The 15,184-nt window shown below is 66.5% G+C and carries 18 protein-coding genes; 4 read left to right on the forward strand and 14 right to left on the reverse strand.

Translation table 11 applies throughout. The annotated features are described in order from the left end of the window. Positions 1–13: 13 nt before the first annotated feature. The 3 genes from MSB02_RS05465 to MSB02_RS05475 are packed head-to-tail and all read right to left on the reverse strand — an operon-like array spanning position 14 to position 2,166. Positions 14–745, reverse strand: coding sequence for a metallophosphoesterase family protein (locus tag MSB02_RS05465; protein WP_267194224.1), 732 nt, complete (start codon positions 743–745; stop codon positions 14–16). Position 746: 1 nt separating this feature from the next. Then, a complete protein-coding gene (arsB, locus tag MSB02_RS05470) occupies positions 747–1,862 on the reverse strand; it encodes an ACR3 family arsenite efflux transporter (RefSeq protein WP_267194225.1) in 1,116 nt (371 codons plus the stop codon). A 1-nt stretch (position 1,863) separates the two neighbouring features. Continuing rightward, a complete protein-coding gene (locus MSB02_RS05475; protein WP_267194226.1) occupies positions 1,864–2,166 on the reverse strand; it encodes an ArsR/SmtB family transcription factor in 303 nt (100 codons plus the stop codon). A gap of 126 nt (positions 2,167–2,292) precedes the next feature. Between MSB02_RS05475 and MSB02_RS05480 the strand changes: the two genes are divergently transcribed. Next, complete coding sequence (locus MSB02_RS05480) at positions 2,293–3,030, forward strand: hypothetical protein (RefSeq protein WP_267194227.1); 738 nt, start codon at positions 2,293–2,295, stop codon at positions 3,028–3,030. A gap of 79 nt (positions 3,031–3,109) precedes the next feature. Here the strand turns inward: MSB02_RS05480 and MSB02_RS05485 are convergent, their stop codons facing one another. The 5 genes from MSB02_RS05485 to MSB02_RS05505 all read right to left on the reverse strand — a co-directional run bounded on the left by MSB02_RS05485 (position 3,110) and on the right by MSB02_RS05505 (position 6,711). Then, positions 3,110–3,313, reverse strand: coding sequence for a cold-shock protein (locus tag MSB02_RS05485; protein WP_267194228.1), 204 nt, complete (start codon positions 3,311–3,313; stop codon positions 3,110–3,112). A gap of 179 nt (positions 3,314–3,492) precedes the next feature. Next, positions 3,493–3,714, reverse strand: a complete 222-nt coding sequence (locus MSB02_RS05490; RefSeq protein WP_267194229.1) for a dodecin family protein — start codon at positions 3,712–3,714, stop codon at positions 3,493–3,495. Between the two features lie 96 nt (positions 3,715–3,810). Further along, positions 3,811–5,541, reverse strand: coding sequence for an AMP-binding protein (locus MSB02_RS05495; RefSeq protein WP_267194230.1), 1,731 nt, complete (start codon positions 5,539–5,541; stop codon positions 3,811–3,813). 9 nt (positions 5,542–5,550) lie between these two features. Then, entirely contained in the window at positions 5,551–6,129 is a 579-nt protein-coding gene (locus MSB02_RS05500; protein ID WP_267194231.1) for a helix-turn-helix domain-containing protein, read from the reverse strand. A gap of 117 nt (positions 6,130–6,246) precedes the next feature. After that, on the reverse strand, positions 6,247–6,711 hold the full coding sequence (locus MSB02_RS05505) for a hypothetical protein (protein ID WP_267194232.1): 465 nt from the start codon (positions 6,709–6,711) through the stop codon (positions 6,247–6,249). A gap of 148 nt (positions 6,712–6,859) precedes the next feature. Here MSB02_RS05505 and MSB02_RS05510 point away from each other — a divergent pair, with 148 nt between their 5' ends. Beyond that, positions 6,860–7,486 (forward strand): hypothetical protein, encoded by a 627-nt coding sequence (locus MSB02_RS05510; RefSeq protein ID WP_267194233.1) that lies wholly within the window; start codon positions 6,860–6,862, stop codon positions 7,484–7,486. 15 nt (positions 7,487–7,501) lie between these two features. Here MSB02_RS05510 and ppk2 read toward each other — a convergent pair whose 3' ends face one another. From ppk2 to MSB02_RS05530, 4 genes are all read right to left on the reverse strand, one after another. After that, positions 7,502–8,335, reverse strand: coding sequence for a polyphosphate kinase 2 (gene ppk2, locus MSB02_RS05515; RefSeq protein WP_267194234.1), 834 nt, complete (start codon positions 8,333–8,335; stop codon positions 7,502–7,504). A 2-nt stretch (positions 8,336–8,337) separates the two neighbouring features. Then, positions 8,338–10,470 carry a polyphosphate kinase 1 gene (gene ppk1, locus MSB02_RS05520; RefSeq protein ID WP_267194235.1) on the reverse strand — a complete coding sequence of 711 codons (2,133 nt, stop codon included), beginning with the start codon at positions 10,468–10,470 and terminating at the stop codon, positions 8,338–8,340. 90 nt (positions 10,471–10,560) lie between these two features. Then, a complete protein-coding gene (locus MSB02_RS05525; RefSeq protein ID WP_267194236.1) occupies positions 10,561–12,075 on the reverse strand; it encodes a Ppx/GppA phosphatase family protein in 1,515 nt (504 codons plus the stop codon). A gap of 2 nt (positions 12,076–12,077) precedes the next feature. Further along, positions 12,078–13,013, reverse strand: a complete 936-nt coding sequence (locus MSB02_RS05530; protein ID WP_267194237.1) for a CHAD domain-containing protein — start codon at positions 13,011–13,013, stop codon at positions 12,078–12,080. Between the two features lie 103 nt (positions 13,014–13,116). On the opposite strand from MSB02_RS05530, the gene MSB02_RS05535 reads away from it, so the two are divergent. Next, positions 13,117–13,365: a hypothetical protein gene (locus MSB02_RS05535; RefSeq protein ID WP_267194238.1), complete on the forward strand. Its 249-nt coding sequence runs from the start codon at positions 13,117–13,119 to the stop codon at positions 13,363–13,365. A gap of 85 nt (positions 13,366–13,450) precedes the next feature. Here the strand turns inward: MSB02_RS05535 and MSB02_RS05540 are convergent, their stop codons facing one another. Next, the gene (locus tag MSB02_RS05540; RefSeq protein WP_267194239.1) at positions 13,451–14,215 is read right to left on the reverse strand and encodes an SDR family oxidoreductase; all 765 of its coding nucleotides are present in this window, start codon (positions 14,213–14,215) and stop codon (positions 13,451–13,453) included. Positions 14,216–14,375: 160 nt separating this feature from the next. Here MSB02_RS05540 and MSB02_RS05545 point away from each other — a divergent pair, with 160 nt between their 5' ends. Further along, positions 14,376–14,732, forward strand: a complete 357-nt coding sequence (locus tag MSB02_RS05545) for a hypothetical protein (protein WP_267194240.1) — start codon at positions 14,376–14,378, stop codon at positions 14,730–14,732. On the opposite strand, the gene MSB02_RS05550 is transcribed toward MSB02_RS05545, so the two are convergent. Beyond that, positions 14,717–15,178, reverse strand: a complete 462-nt coding sequence (locus MSB02_RS05550) for a YaiI/YqxD family protein (RefSeq protein ID WP_267194241.1) — start codon at positions 15,176–15,178, stop codon at positions 14,717–14,719. The two genes, MSB02_RS05545 and MSB02_RS05550, sit on opposite strands and share 16 nt — an antisense overlap. Between the last annotated feature and the right edge of the window lie 6 nt (positions 15,179–15,184).

The raw sequence follows: 15,184 nt of genomic DNA on the forward strand, positions 1-15,184 counted from the left end.
CGTCGATTCCGCCCTAGAAGTCCACGCGATGGAACACGACGCCGAGCCATGGCCGATCGGCCTCACCCGGCGTGCCCACCGGCCCTGCGGCACGGTCGCCCTCACATCGCTTGTTGACCTCGGCCTTCGTGCCGAAGACGAGCTCGGCCCAGCATGCCCGGGGATCGCCGTCCTTGGGCTTGCCCACGCTCCCGTCGCTCACGTAGTGGACAGCACGTCCGTCGGGAGCCGTGAGCACGCGGTGGTACGGGATGTGGACATGCCCCACGCACACCACGTCGGCGCCGCCGAGGTCGGCGAGCTTCGCCAGATTGTCGTCCGGCCTGTCGGGCATGAGGTACTCGTTGATCCTCCGCGGGCTTCCGTGGCAGAGCAGCACCCTCGCGCCCGACGCGTTCAGCCGGATGTCGTCGGCCAGCGTCGCCAGGTACGCGTGCTCGGCGTCGTCCAGGACGGCATCGGTGCGCGTGTAGCTCTCGGCGCCCACGGCCTTGTCCTCGGGCGTGGGATAGTAGCAGCCGCAGCCGCCCTTCCTGTTGCCGACCCCGTCGTCGTAGTTGCCGCGGATCACCGGATCGCGCGTGGCGCGTACCCGCGCGATCACGCCCGACGGGTCAGCGCCATAGCCCACGAGATCGCCCAGGCAGTACCGTTCGGCGATACCGGCGCACACGATGTCGGCAAGCACCGCCTCGAGGGCGGGTACGTTCCCGTGGATGTCCGAGTACAGCGCGATGCGACGCATCTCAGACCTCCCCTGAGTCGATGGACACGGGTTCAACTGCGGCACCGACCTGCGGCAGGGCGCACTCGTGGCGGGCACACACCTTGTCGCGGGTGCGCTTGGCGATCCACACGAGCGTGAGCATGAGCGGCACTTCCACCAACACGCCGACCACCGTGGCGAGCGCCGCCGCCGACGTGAGGCCGTAGAGCGCGATCGCCACCGCCACCGCAAGCTCGAAGAAGTTGGACGCGCCGATGAAGCCTGCCGGGGCGGCCACGGGATGCTCGATCCGCCACAGGTACGACCACCCGTAGGCGATCCCGAAGATCAGGAACGTCTGGATCGCAAGCGGTATCGCGATGAGCAGGATGTGCAGCGGATTGGCCACGATGGTCTCGCCCTGGAAGATGAAGATGAGCACGAGCGTAGCGAGCAGCGCCACGATGGTGACCGGACCGAACCTCGGCAGGAACGAGCTGTCGAACCACTCTTGGCCGTGGCGGCCGATCAACGTACGCCGGGTGAGCCATCCCGCAACAAGCGGGACCACTACGAAGAGCACCACGGAGAGCGCCAGCGTGTCCCAGGGCACGGGCACACCGCTCACCCCAAGCAGCAGCGACACGATCGGCACGAACGCCACCAGCATGATGAGGTCGTTCAGGGCCACCTGCACGAGCGTGTAGGCCGGGTCGCCATCGGCAAGGTACGACCACACGAACACCATCGCCGTGCAGGGCGCGGCGCCAAGAAGCACCGCGCCGGCGAGGTACTGCTGCGCGAGATCAGGCGTGATCAGGTCGCGGAAGATGACGTTGAAGAACAGCCACGCGATACCGAACATCGTGAAGGGCTTGATCAGCCAGTTCACCACCGTGGTGACGACGAGTCCCTGCTTGCGCTCGCCCACACGCCTGACGGAGGCGAAGTCCACCTTGAGCATCATCGGGTAGATCATCAACCAGATCAGAACCGCCACCGGGATCGAGATCTGCGCCACCGTGAACCTGTCGAAGAACTCGGCGAGACCGGGGAATCGGCTGCCGAGGAGCGTGCCTGCTGCGATGCAGAGCGCCACCCAGAGCGTGAGGTACCGCTCGAACACGTTCATCCGCTTGGAAGACGCCTCGGACATCTTAGTGCTCCTCTCCATCACACACAGGATGCTGTTCCAGCAGGGTGTCGAGCAGTTCGCGGAGACCGGTGAGCGGCTCATCGGTGATGCAATAGAGCATCCGCGTGCCCTGGCGGGTTGCACGCACGAGGCCCGCCCGCTTCAGCACGCCGAGATGCTGAGAGATCGTCGACTGTGCCAGCGGCAACGCTTCGAAGACCTCGCCGCCCATGCATGACTCCTGAGCCGCCAGCAGCCGGAGGATACGCACCCGCGCAGGGTGGCCGAGTGCGTGTGCCACCGCTGCAATGCTTCGATCGTCCATCGACCCCTCCCGGGTAGCATCAATCGTATTTCTACGATAGATGCCCGGTGCGGCATCGGTCAACGCTTCTGGCGCGAAAGCAACACCGGGTTTACCATCGGGATATCCGAGACCAAGGGGGACGCCATGAGACGCTCGCTGGCTGTACTGCTGATCGCCCTGCTCGCATCCGCCATGATGTCGCTCGGGACGGGATGCGCGTGCTCTGTCGGCACGCAGGAGCCCGAGGCCGCGGAGCCGTCACCGGCGCCTTCCGGCGAGTCGGTCGACAAGGGTGACGACAAGGTCCTGTCGCCAACGCTCGAGCAGTTCCTGGACGCGAGCAAGAAGACAGGATCGTTCTCGCTCCTCACCACCATGCCCAACGGCACGATCTACGACCAGACCGGCGAGTTCTGGGTGGACGGCAATCTGTTCCGCTTCGACCTGTACCAAGACGGCGAGCTACTGCGGTCGATCATGTCCCCCGACGGAGTCACCGCCTACTTCGTACGGTACGCGGAGCAAGCGTCCCAGCCATCCGTTGCGAGTGTCGAACGCTATCTCGAGGAGTTCGGCGAGCCCGACGAGTCTGCCGTTGAGGACGGCATCGACGAGGAGACGGGCGCCACGCGCGTGGTCTACACCCTGCAGCGCGTCGATGCTATGGAAGGCGCCGCGAACGCATGGTACGTGGAAGACATCACGTACCTTGTGCTCGACGACACGGTGATCGGCGTGATCTCCCGCGGAGCGGTGCCCGAGGAGGACGGCTCGGTGGGCGAGCTACAGGTGGCGCGCCGGCTGTTCTCCGACGTGGAAGTTGGCGCCGACATCGACCCCGCACTCTTCGAGCTTCCGTTCCCCGTGCAAAACGCGCAGTAGCTCACGCTTGCAGGCGCAACGCAAGAAGGGCGGCCCCTTGGGGCCGCCCTTCCGTGCGAACGTGAGTCGCGCGCGCTACTTAGAGCGGGCGGACGTTGGTCGCCTGCTTCTTGCCGTTGTTGCCCATGGCCTCCTCGAACGAGACCTTCTGGCCCTCGTCGAGAGTCTTGAAGCCCTCCGACTGGATCTCGGAGAAGTGGACGAACAGATCGTCGCCACCCTCACGCGAGATGAAGCCGTAGCCCTTGTCCGGGTTGAACCACTTAACGGTACCTTCAGCCATTCCTAACCTTCTTCCTCGCCCTTATTGGGCAAAACAAACGGCGTGACTCCGCTTTTCTGATAGCGGTGTGTCACGCCGCAATCCTTCGGGCCCCAACGGCCCACGCACGCAGTGTAGCAGGTTCCGCGCCGTAACGCACCTGTCAACTGGCGGCGTCAGTCCGTCATGCCGGATGGATGCTAGTCCGTCAGTTCGGAATGGTACTTGAAGGAGACCTTCATCTTCACCCGGAACTCGACGATCTCGTTGCCCTCGAGACGGACGTCGCTCGTGACGACCTCGGCGATACGAAGGTCCTCGAGCGACTCGGCGGCCGCTTTGAGTGCCGAGCGCGCCGCCTCCTCCCAGCTCTCCGTGCTGGTCCCCACGAGTTCTATCACCTTGTACACGCTGCCTGGCATCGGGCACCCCTCCTCAGTTCGGAACGGTCATGCGGCGGGACACGCCGCCACTTGTGACCATTCCCTCAGAGAAGAGGTCCTACCACGCCGGTACGCTTATCGGCGCACCTCGCACTCGTTGTCGGTGGCATCGGGGTCGCCGCTCTCGGCGTCACTGGCGAACACCTTCACGTCGCCAACGCCGATCGCCTCGGCGGCCATCTCGCGGAGCTTGTACTTCTGGATCTTGCCGGAAGCCGTGAGCGGGAACTCGTCGACGAAGAACACGTACTTGGGCGCCTTGTAGCGGGCCATCCGCGCACGTGCGAACTCCTGCACGTCGCTCTCGGTGATGTCCGCTCCGGGCGAGCGGCGCACGAAGGCTCCCACCACCTCGCCGTATTTGGCGTCGGGCACGCCGATCACCTGCGCATCCTCCACGCCGGGCATCGTGTAGAGGAACTCCTCGATCTCACGCGGGTAGATGTTCTCCCCACCGCGGATGATCATGTCCTTGATGCGGCCGGTGATGCGGTAGTACCCGTGCTCATCCACGGTGCCGATGTCTCCCGAGTGGAGGTAACCCTCGCTGTCGATGACGGCCGCGGCGGCCTCGGGCATCTTGTAGTAGCCCTTCATGACGTTGTAGCCGCGGCAGCACAGCTCACCCGGCACGCCTGGTGCACACTCTTCGCCGGTCTCGGGATCGATGACCTTCACGTCTACCTGGTCGTGGGCGCGCCCCACCGTCTCGCACTTGCGCTCGAGGCTGTCATCGACGGTCGTCTGCGTGAACACCGGCGACGTCTCGGTGAGGCCGTAGCAGATCGTCATCTCCGAGGCGTGCATCTTGTCGATGACCTGGCGCATCGTCTCGATGGGGCATGGCGAGCCGGCCATGATGCCGGTACGGAGGCTGGTGAGATCGAACATGTCGAACATCGGGTGCGCCAGCTCGGCGATGAACATCGTGGGCACGCCATAGAGCGCGGTCGCCCGCTCCTTCTCCACGGCGGCGAGCACGAGCACCGGATCGAAACTCTCCACACCCACCACCGTGGCGCCGTGCGTGAGCACGGCAAGCACACCGAGCACGATACCGAAGCAGTGGAAATACGGCGGCGGTATGCACACGCGGTCACGCTCGGTGAACTTCTGGCGTTCGCCGATGTAGAAGCCGTTGTTGAGGATGTTCCGGCTCGTGAGCATGACGCCCTTGGGGAACCCCGTGGTGCCCGAGGTGTACTGCATGTTGATGACGTCATCCGTGTGCAACGACGCCGTCATCGCGCGGAGCGGCTCGTCGGGCATGTTGTCGCCGAGCACGAGAAGCTCGGGCATCGAGTAGAAGCCCCGGTGCTTCTCGGGGCCGAGGTAGATCAGGTTCTTGAGGAACGGGAACTCCTCGCTCTCGAGGTGACCGCGCTCCTGGGTCGACGCTTCGGGGACGAGGCCCCGAACGATCTCGATGTAGTCCACATCGCGGAACTGGTCGATGATCGCAAGCGCCTTCATGTCGGACTGCTTGATCACGTAGGCGAGCTCGTGAGCCTTGTAGACCGGGTTGACCGTCACGAGCACGGCGCCGATCTTGGCCGTGGCGAACGCAAGCGTGAGCCAGTCGGGGATGTTGCGCGCCCAGACGCCCACGTGATCGCCCTTGGTGATGCCGATGGCGAGCAATCCCTTGGCGAGCTGATCCACGCGCTCGTCGAACTCGCGGTACGTCCACCGCAGGTCGCGATCGGGATAGACGATGAAGTCGTTGTCCGCGTGCTTGGCCACCTGCATCTCGAAGTACTGGCCGAAGGCAAGGTCGGTATGCAGTTGTTCGTTGGTGTAGGCCATGGCCGCCCCCTACGCCGGTGCGTACACGACGGCGAGGATACGCGCCGGACCTTCGCCGGCCGAGCGCACCTGGTGCGGCACGATCGAGTCGTAGTAGATGCTGTCACCGGCCTCGAGCGTGTGGGTGGACTTGCCGTACTCCACCTCAAGCGCTCCGTCGATGACGTAGAGGAACTCCTCGCCTTCATGACTGGAGAGCTTGTGCTCGCCTGCGGCCGCCGGCTGCACATCGATCAGGAACGGCTCCATGTGTCGGGAGGCCTTGCCGCTCGCCAGCGAGAAGAAGTCGAGCACGCCTGCGTCGCTCGACGTCTCGAGGCTCTTGATCCGCGTGACCGCTTCGGCCTGGTCGCGACGCGTGACGATCGGACCAAGCTCGGTCTCGTCGTCCAGGAGCGTGCCGAGACGGACACCCAACGCGCGCGTCAGCTTGATGAGCGGCGTGAGCGACGGAGCGACCTCGCCGCTTTCCAACGCGAGGATCGTCGTTGCGTCACAACTGCTGCGCTCGGCGAGCTCCTCGACCGAAAGGCCGAGCGATTCGCGGAGCGTGGTGATCTTGCCGGCGATGCGGTTCTCGGAAGCCATCGGCATGTCCCCTTCCCCGGTTGCATCCACAGCGATCCAGCTGCGGTACGTGCATGATAACGGAAGGCCCGTGCGAGGGCCGCCACATCAGGGGACGGAAGCCGAGGGCGCTGGTCTTCAGGTCGTGACGTCGGCCGAGACGAGCACCTGGCGACCACTGACGTCGAACACCGAGGTGTTCCGGGCGCCACCAAGGACGTTCCACTCCTCGGGCGTTGTGTTCGTGACCGCCGGAGGCGTGAGCCATGTGCTCTCCACCGCCTCAAGGCACGTGGCCACGCAGCCTGCGGCAACGCTCGCGATCTCGCCAAGGATGGACTCGAGCACGCCCGGATCGGCGCCCGACGCATCGGTGACGCCGAAGCGGTCGCGCGCGATATCGGCGCATAGGTCGACCGGCGCCGCAACCGACATGACCCCCGCGACACCACCGCGCATACCCACGCACGCGAGCAGGCACTGACCCGCAGACGAGCGACAGTCGCCCGCGCGTGCCACCCCCGCACCGATGAGACCGTCGAGCACACCGCCTACCGTCGACTCGAGAGTCGAGGCAACAGTGGATCGTGACATCGTCGGCATAGCGCTCCCCTCGCAGCCGTCGAGCCCCCGCCATAGAGTAGACGACGGAGCCTCGGATGGACAACGCCCGACCGGGGCCGGAGGTTACGCGAGATGTGTCCACGCATCCCGGGTATACGTGTCCTGGCATTTCGGAGATGGAGGCATCATGAGCACCTACTCTGCCCGGCCGGGAAGCGCGGCCGTCGGCGTGTCGGCTCAAGGAGTCCTCGCCGCTGTGGCGGGGGCCGCAGGCCTCGCGGCGGCCATGACCGTGCTCTATCGCACGATGGCCGCGATCATGGAGACCGAAGGCGGCTTCGTGGCGCTGGGCGGGCCGTACGAGATCGCACACCCGGCGCCCGACTGGGCCTGGCTCGTGCCGGTGGCGATCCTGTCGCTCTTCGCGTTCGGCGGACTCAGCCTGTGGGCGTCGATGCGGGGATGGGGCCTTAACCCCATCGCGTATGCCTGGTCCGCGCTCTTCCTCTCGCTCGGCTGGAACTTCCTGCGCCTCGGGCTCATCGACCCGCCTGAAGGACAGAACGCCGCGTGGGGCTGGATCGCTTCAGGCGTGGCGTTCTGGGTGATGGCGCTCGTACCGGCGCTCGGGCCGATCCGACGGCGCATGGCGGTGGCGCGTTACGGCCCCGACGCACTCACGGCAGGCGTGAGGACCGGACCGTTCGGGCTGCCTGTCCGTGACACCTCGCCGATCTTCATCGTGGTGCAGGCGGCCGGAGCGGCCCTTGGCGTGGCCGGAGGACTCGCGCTCTTCAGCACTATCGCCGCGTGACCTGCCGGCTCCGCCTCAGTACACCTCGGGCACGTAGGTCTGCGAATCGATCGGCGGACGGATATACCCTCCCTCGGACTGCTTGCGAGGCGGCAGCTCGAACGGCGCAGGAAGGACGTCTTTGTAGGGGATCTGCGAGAGCAGATGGTGGATGCAGTTGAGCCGCGCGCGCTTCTTGACGTCGCCCTCCACCACCCACCAGGGACATTCTCTTATGTCGGTGTACTTGAACATCTCGTCCTTGGCGCGCGAGAAATCCTCCCAGCGGTCGCGGCCCTTGAGGTCGGTGTCCGAGAACTTCCACCGCTTGAGCGGATCGTCGATGCGTTCCTGGAAGCGACGGTCCTGCTCCTCATCGGAAATGGAGAACCAGTACTTGATCACGATGATGCCGGAGCGGACCAGCATGCGTTCGAACTCCGGGCAGTCCCGGAAGAACTCCTGCACCTGTTCCTCGGTGCACCAGCCCATAACGCGCTCCACGCCCGGCCTGTTGTACCAGGACCGGTCGAACAGCACGATCTCGCCCGCGGCGGGGAGGTGCGGCGTGTAGCGCTGGAAGTACCACTGGGTGGTCTCGCGCTCCGTGGGCACCGGCAGCGCGACCACCCGGCAGATGCGCGGGTTCAGCACCTGCGTGATGCGCTTGATGGCGCCGCCCTTGCCGGCCGCGTCACGTCCCTCGAAGACCACCACCACGCGCAGGCCCTCGCGCTTCACCCACTCCTGGAGCTTCACCAGCTCGATCTGCAGCTTCTCGAGTTCTCGGTTGTAGGTCTTCTTGTCGAGCTTGCCCGTGCCCTTCCCGTCGGTGGTCGCTGCACGAGACGACGTCTTCTTCTTGCTCATCGCTACCCCTTGCCCTTGCCGCGCTTGCGCTTCTGTGGCGTGCCCTTCTTCCCCCGTTTCGGCGATACGCTCTTGCGTATCCCGAGCAGGGCTTCCTGGGCGTGCACCGGCTTCCCCTCGGCAGATGCGCGCTCATACGTCCCGTCGGGCATCATGACCCGCCGCTTCACGTTGTCGGCCAGGTACACCCCCAGGATCTCATCGCGCAGGCGCGCGACGAGCCGGGCGTCGCGCACCGGGGCCAGGACCTCCACCCTCCGGTCGAGGTTCCTCGGCATGAGGTCGGCGCTGCCGATGTACACGTCGGGCTTGCCGTCGTTGCCGAACCAGTAGATCCGACTGTGCTCGAGGAACCGGCCGACGATGCTGGTGACCCGGATGTTGTCGCTCACGCCGGGCACGCCAGGACGCAGACAGCACACGCCGCGCACCATGAGGTCGACGCTGACCCCCGCCTGAGACGCCTCGTAGAGCAGCACGATCATCCGCTGGTCCACCAGCGAGTTCATCTTGAACACGAGCTCGCCGCGGCGGCCCGCCCGCGCGTGGTCCATCTCGCGACGGATGAGCGTCGCGACGCCCTCACGCAGATCGACCGGAGCCACGAGGAATCGCCGGTAGTGGCTGGTCCGCACGTAGCCGGTGACGAGGTTGAACAGGGCGGAGGCGTCTTCGCCCATCTTGTCGTCGCAGGTGAGCAGGCCGAGGTCTGTGTAGAGCGTGGCCGTGACCGGGTTGTAGTTGCCGGTGCCGATGTGCACGTACCGGCGGATGCGGCCGCTCTCCCGCCGCACCACGAGCGCCACCTTGCTGTGCGTCTTGAGGCCCACGAGTCCGTACACCACGTGCACGCCCGCCGCCTCGAGCGCTCTGGCCCACTCGATGTTGCTTTCCTCGTCGAACCGCGCCTTGAGCTCCACCAGGCAGGCGACCTCTTTGCCCTCGATCGCGGCCTCCATGAGCGCCTCGACGATCGGTGAGTTCCTTCCCACCCGGTAGAGGGTCGTCTTGATCGCGAGCACGTCGGGATCATGCGCAGCCTGCCGGATCAGCGCCACAACCGGCTCGAACGACTCGAAGGGGTGGTGCAACAGGATGTCGTGCTCCCGGATCATGGTGAAGATGTCGGTCTCGGATCCGGGCTCCACCGGCACGGTCACCGCCGGAACGAACGGAGCGTACTTGAGGTCGGGACGGTCTATCTCGGCGAGGGCGAAGAGGTCGCTCATGCCCAGCGGCGGCTCGATCGTGAGCACGTCCGCAGGGTCCATGTCGAGGTTCTCCACCAGGATGTCCCTGATGTGGTCGGGCATCGTGGGCTCCACGGTCATCCGCACCACGGAGCCGAAGCGTCGCTGCCGGATGCCCTGCTCGATCGTCTCGAGCAGATCGTCGGCTTCGAGTTCCTGGATCACCATCTCGGCGTCGCGCGTGATGCGGAAGGGGTGCGCCTCAACCACTTCGTAGCCGGGGAACAGCGTCCCCGCGTGCGCGATGACGAGTTGCTCCAGCCACACGAACGCGTGCTGCCGGCTGTCTCCGCCGCCGTCCGAGACACGAACGAACCGGGGCAGGGCCTTCGGCACCTTCACGCGGGCGAACCGCTCCTCGCCATCCGGCCCCTTCACCACGATGGCGATGTTCATGCTTAGGTTGGAGATATGCGGGAAGGGCCTTCCCGGATCGAACGCCAGCGGCGTGAGCACGGGGAACACGTCGGTGGCGAAGTACTCGTCGGCGACGGCGCGTTCCTGTTCATCGAGCTCGTCATAGCCGAGCATGCGTATCCCGGCGTCGGCGAGCTCGGAAGCAAGACCCCTGAAGCACCCCCTCGCCCGGGCCAACATGCCCGGGACGCGGTCCCGTACGGCGGCAAGCTGCTCGGCCGCGGTGAGGCCGTCGTCGGAGAGTCCGCCCACACCGGCCGCCACCTGCTGCTTGAGTCCGGCGACCCGGACCATGTAGAACTCGGACATGTTGGAGCTGAAGATCGCGAGGTACTTGGCGCGCTCGAGCAGAGGGTTGGCGGTGTCCAGGGCCTCCTCCAGGACGCGCTCCTGGAAGCGGAGCAGCGCCAGTTCACGATTGATGTACAACACCGGGTCGTCGAGCCGGGGTGTCGTGTCCTCTGCCATGCGCTCCCCCTTTCCTCCGCGTGAGCCCTCTTTCCAGTGTATTCCTCTTCGACGGGTCGCGATGCGCCGCTTCGAGGTGACAGGACACGCCTAGCGCGACGCCTCGTCGCCGAGCACGTCCACCTTCACGTCCCAGACCCGTTCCGCGAGATCGGCCTTGCGCGCCGCGCCGTGTACCTCGATGTCGAGCGGATGACGTCCTTCGATCCGCACGACCAGCCGGTCGCCGGCGATACAGGCCGTCACCGCGTGTACGCGCTGGCCCCGCGACCTGTCGAGCCCGTCGGCCAGGCGGAGGATGGCAGCCAATCGTGAGACGAGCGCGACCTCTCCCGGGTCGAGCGGCTCGAGCGCCTCGTGCCCGGGCTTGGGCAGCGCGCCCTTGTGGTAGCGCGCCACCGCCGCCACGACCAGCACCTCCAGAGCGCTGAAGCCGGGGATGTCGGCGTGCGCGATCAGGTGGTGGCTGTGTTTGTGGTGGTCCGCATGCGCCACGTGATAGCCCACATCGTGAAGAAGCGCCGCAGCCTCAAGCAGCGGCCGCCCCTCGGCATCGAGGTCGAGATCAGAGGCGAGGTCATCGAAGAGGCGCAGCGCCAGGTACCGCACGTGCTCGGCATGCGCGGCATCGTAACCGTATCTACGGCCGAGTTCCCGAACGGAGCGCATCCTATCAGCCACCGGCAGGACGCCGCGCTCCCGCTCGACCACCTCGAGCACGATCCCCTCACGCATCCCACGTGCGTTCACCACGACCCCGCGAGCGCCGAGCATGCGGACGACCTCGTCGAGGACCACCGCCCCGCAGACGATGAGGTCCACGCGGCTCTGTGAGAGCCCGCTCATGCGGGTGCGCTCCCGCGCTGTGCTACGCGCGAGCACCGAGCGAAGCTCATGAAGATCCGCCGAGACGATCTCGAAGCCGTGGACGCCCGGCAGCTCAAGGTCACGTCCGGCGGCGATCATCGCGGCCAGCGTGGTGATGGTACCGCCCGATCCGGCGAGAGCACCTGTGTGCTCGGCTGGCGAGAGCTGCGTGTCGAGCGCATCACGCACGTGCTGCGTGAGGCGCTCATGCGTATCCGCGGACATCGGGTCGCCACCGAAGCGGCCGGACAAGACCACCGCTCCGAGCGGCATGGACACGGCTCTCTCCACCTGCGTCCCGGTGGCGTGGACCACCTCCACCGACCCGCCCCCGATATCGACGACCGAAACCTCGCCGCTGAGCGCCAGACCGTCGACGGCCGACAGCAGAGCGAGCCTGCCTTCGTGCTCACCGGTGATGACGTCGATCTCCAGCCCCGTTTCCCGCCGGACGCGATCTGCGAAGGCGGCGCCGTTCGCGGCCTCCCGAACGGCGGCGGTGGCTACCGCGCGTATGTGGGTCGCAGAACGTTCGCGGGCGAGCCGGACCATCCGGTCGAGCGCCGCCACCGCTGCGTCCATCGCTTCGTCGGAGAGCAGGCCCGTCTCATGTACGCCGCGTCCAAGTCGGGCGTATGCCTTCTCCTCATCGAGCGTCACACGCCGCCCGCCCACGGGCACGTCCACGATCATGAGCCTGATGGAGTTCGACCCGATGTCGATCGCCGCCACGCGCATGACTACTCGCCTCCCCCGTCGAGCGGAGCGAGCAGTGCCGTGCCGAGGTCGCTCAGGGGATGTGCTGCACACAGGTCCGCGAACCGTGCGCGGGCCGCCTCGCCCCGGGAAGCGAGGGCCCTCCGGATCCCGTCGAGGTCGTCCGGCCCGATGCCTGCGCGTGCCGATGCGCCTACAAGGCGCGGATCGGTCAGCATCGCGACGAAGACCTCGGCATCATGCATCTCACCGAGCGCATCCTGAAGATCGCGAAGGGTGGCGTGGGGATCGTCGAACGAACCGCCGTAGCACGGTGCGAAGACCTCCACGGCGTACCTGAGCCGCTTGTACGCGATCCTCAGCGCGTGATACTGGGATGCGTCGTCGCTCTCCCTGGCGAGCTGCTGCGCCGCACTCACCGCTTCAAGCCGGACGGCGACCGCCCTGCGCGCGAACCATACGAGCGGACGGCTCGCCTCCTTGCCCGCCGAGACACGCCGCACCGCGCGATCGAACGCTCGCCGGTCCGACGCCATGCCCCGCGTGCGCAGCCATTCCTGCAGCGGTACGACGTCACGCTCCCGCTGCCCCAGGCTGTAGCCGATGACGAAGGCCACCGCCCTGCGGCCCCGTTCATCGAGACCCTCGCCTGCGGAGCTGACGGCGCGGATGAACACATCGGCATCCCGCACAGGGCCGAGCACGCGCGTGACAGAACGGCCACGTTTACGCCACGTGGCGAGCGCCCCGCGCTCGTAGGCGGGCGACAACAACCGTAACGCCTCCCGGAAGCGGCGCGAGGCCACGCGGGCATCGTGCACCGCCTCCTCGTTGGCATCCGAACGGACAGCCTCCTCGAGAGCGAACAGACGGTCCGCTTTGGCGCGCAGCAGCAGTGGAGCGGCATCGCGCAGGGGGGTGTGCGCCTCGACGCCGGGAACGCAGAAACGCCCGCTCATGGTCCGCCCTTTCACGGCGCCGTCCATCCATCACCGAGCCTAGACCCCGCATACGCACCGGGCAAGGGAGGATGGACACGCGCGAGAGGGGTACGAACTCTACGTGGACCGCTCCGACATGGCCCGGGGGTACGTGATGACCTGCTACATGAAGCGCCTCGGTTGGCTCTTCCGGGTGCTCGATCTGGATAACGATGCGGGCAACCAGCACCGGCTCGACCGCGCTATCAAGGACCTCCTCGGCCTGCCGCCCGACGCACCGTGCGAGGATGTGGAGGCGTACCTAGACGCGCTCTCTGGCGAGGAGCGGTTCGACATGATCGACACCCTGGAGCGTGCGCTCTCCGCATGACCCGTAGGGTATCCGTCCATCCGTGCATGCGAACGGGCCGCCATCGGCGGCCCGTTCGCTTACATCGCCTGTGGCTGCGAGGCTATCAGGCAGCACCCCAGCCGCCGTCGACCGCGACCAACGCGCCGTTGACCATCTTGGACTCATCCGAGGCAAGGAAGAGCGCCAGGTTGGCAACGTCCATCGGCTGCAGGAACGCCGGGATGATGCCGCCATAGACACCGGCCTTCTCCGCGCCTACCGCGTTGATCTTCGACTGATCGACGCTGGCCATGATGTTGGTGGCCACGCCACCCACGATCATTGCGTTGCAGCGGATCCCCTGCTTGGCGTAGTACCAGGCGGTATTCTTGGTGAGGCCCACGCACGCGTGCTTGGACATCGTATACACGACACCCGCCGCGCCGCCGTGCTCGCCGGCAGCCGACGCGGTGTTCACGATCGACCCGCCGCCCTTGGGCAGCATGACCTTGAGCGCCTCACGGGTGAGATAGAGCGGGCCGTACGCGTTGATGCTCATGACGCGGGGGAGGAACTCATCACTGAAATCCTCGGCTCCCGCGAAGTTGTCCATCACGCCCGCGTTGTTGCACAGGACGTCAAGCGTCCCGAACGAGTCCACGGCCGTCTGCACGATCTTGGCGCAGTCCTCGGGCTTGGACACGTCACCCTGTACGCCGACGATCTCGCCGCCCGCGTCCTTGACCTCGGCCACGACCTCATCAAGCGTCGTCTGGTTCCACTCGGCGGCGACGACCTTGGCGCCCTCGCCGGCGAACAGGTTCGCCATGGCGCGGCCCATACCGGAACCCGCGCCGGTGATCACAGCCACTTTTCCTTCGAGTCTCATACCATGCCCCTTCCCCGGCCGGAAGCACGATGACGTCCTCCCAGCCCCTCAGATTAGTAACAAACGTTACAATACAAGAGTCACCGCGTATGTCAACGCACCACCCCCTCCGGACAGCGGGTATGTACCCCGAAACCGCAGATGACGGATAGGAGGGGCCATGGATTGGGCGCTCGCCCCGGCGATCGGAGGGGCGGCCATCATGATGCTGTTCGGCTTAGCCGCCGCGGTGCGACCGGGGGCCCTGGCGCGGGTGGGCGTCTCCGCGTCCTCCCCGCTGGGCACGTCGGAGATCCGCGCTGTGTTCGGCGGCATGTTCATCGCCCTGGGCGTCGGCTGCCTGGTCACACGAGAGCCGATCGTGTTCGCCGTGGTGGGAGCCGCGTGGTTGGCCGATGTGGTGGTACGGGCCGTCTCGGTGTTCCTCGACGGGGTGCCCATCCGGGAGGCCATAACCGTCCTGGCGATCGGGTCCTTGCTGGGCGCCGCTATCCTCAGCGGCTACTGGGCCGCCTGAGGACTGCGCAAGAGCCGCTCGAGCTGTTCGATGAAGTGCTCCCGGTCCTCGTCGGTGAACTTGGAGGGGCCTCCATGGCGGCCGCCCTGCCTACGGAGCTTGGCCTGGGCGTGCCGTACGGCAAGCTCGGCATCGATGGTCGCGAGGTGGAAGATGCGCCCGCGTGGGCTCAGGGCCCCCGCACCCTTGCCGAGCGCCATGGCCGCCAGGCCGATGTCCTGCGTCACGACGGCATCCCCCGCGGCCAGACGCTCCACCACCGCGAAGTCGGCGGCGTCGCGACCGCCGCTCACCTGCACCGCCTCGACTCCGCGGCGCGAGGCGTACCGGTCGAGGTTCTGAGTCGAGTTGGCCACCACGACCGCGCTCCAGCCATGCTCGCGCGCCACCTGGATCGCTTCACGGGTGACCGGGCAGGCGTCGGCGTCTATGAAGAGGGTGGGCACCCTACG

Origin of the sequence: Anaerosoma tenue, assembly GCF_023161965.1 — a bacterium.
GTDB lineage: Bacteria > Actinomycetota > Coriobacteriia > Anaerosomatales > Anaerosomataceae > Anaerosoma > Anaerosoma tenue.